At 58.3% G+C, this 1407-nt stretch carries 1 protein-coding gene and 1 pseudogene; both read left to right on the top strand.

All coding sequences use genetic code 11. The annotated features are described in order from the left end of the window. A pseudogene (locus Q0341_RS10025) lies at positions 1-715 on the top strand (translational GTPase TypA); the annotation flags it as partial. Positions 716-729: 14 nt separating this feature from the next. After that, positions 730-1407 (top strand): DMT family transporter (locus tag Q0341_RS10020; protein ID WP_299512749.1); only part of this gene is annotated, 678 nt, incomplete at its 3' end.

The following is a 1407-nucleotide window of genomic DNA, read 5'->3' as shown; positions in this document are numbered from 1 at the left end:
ATTGCACTTGACCATTTTGTTGGAAAACATGCGCCGTGAAGGCTATGAATTGGCCGTGTCCAAGCCACGCGTGCTGTTCCGTGATGTTAATGGCGAGCGCCATGAGCCTATCGAGTTGGTCACCGCCGACATCGAAGAAACCCACCAAGGCGGCGTGATGCAAGCCCTGGGCGAGCGCAAAGGTGAGCTGGTCAACATGGAACCCGATGGTCGCGGTCGTGTCCGTCTTGAATACCGCATCCCGGCCCGTGGCCTGATCGGTTTCACCAACGAATTCCTGAACTTGACGCGTGGATCTGGCCTGATCTCCAACATCTTTGACGGCTACGAGCCGCACAAAGGTGACATCGGAGGCCGCAAGAACGGCGTGCTGATCTCCATGGACGACGGTGAAATCTTCACCTACGCCCTGGGCAAGTTGGACGACCGTGGCCGCATGTTTGTCAAGGCGAACGATCCGGTGTACGAAGGCATGATCGTGGGTATCCACAGTCGCGACAACGACTTGGTGGTCAATGCCACACGTACCAAACAGCTGACCAACTTCCGTGTGTCTGGCAAGGAAGACGCGATCAAGATCACGCCCCCGATCGACCTGACCCTGGAATACGGTGTCGAGTTCATCGAGGACGACGAGTTGGTCGAAATCACGCCCAAGAGTGTGCGTCTGCGCAAGCGCTTCCTGAAGGAAAGCGACCGCAAGCGCAACAAGTGATCGGCTGAGCCATCATGCGTTTGACGCACGGCATGGCCGTCTGGACCATGGTGGGTTGCACCGCCTTGTGGTCCATGGCCGGGGTGGTGACGCGCCACCTTGACCAAGCCCAAGGCTTTGAGGTCACGTTCTGGCGCAGTCTTTTCACGGTGGTGTCCCTGCTGATCATCTTGCCCCTGTGGCAGGGCAAAGATGTTTGGCGACGCCTGCCCTGGCGCAACCCTTACTTCTGGATCTCAGGGGTCTGCTGGAGCATCATGTTCACCGCCTTCATGGTGGGCCTGACCTTGACCACGGTGGCCAACGTGCTGATCACCATGGCCTTGGCACCTTTTTTCACAGCCCTGCTGTTTTGGGTCTTTCTCAAAGCCCGACTGCCCTTGCGCACCTGGGTGGCGATCGTGTTGGCCGGTGCCGGTATCGCCTGGATGTACGGCAGCCAACTGAGCTTGAACGACCCCAACTTCGTCATTGGCACCTCGGTGGCCTTGTGCGTGCCTTTGGCTGCAGGCGTGCAATGGACTTTTTTGCAAAAGAGCCAAAGCAAAGGCCCTGTCGATTTGGTGCCCTCGGTCCTGCTGGGCGCTGTGATTTCAAGTTTGCTCATGCCGCCCGTGTCATGGCCTTTTCAGGCCTCAGCGCACGATGTGGGCTTGCTGGCCCTGCTGGGCTTGTTTCAATTGGCCATCCCC

The sequence above is a fragment of the uncultured Limnohabitans sp. genome, from assembly GCF_937889215.1.
Taxonomy (GTDB): Bacteria; Pseudomonadota; Gammaproteobacteria; order Burkholderiales; family Burkholderiaceae_C; genus Limnohabitans_A.
Note: the sequence above shows the minus strand (reverse complement) of the source record. Positions and strands in the feature narration are given on the sequence as shown.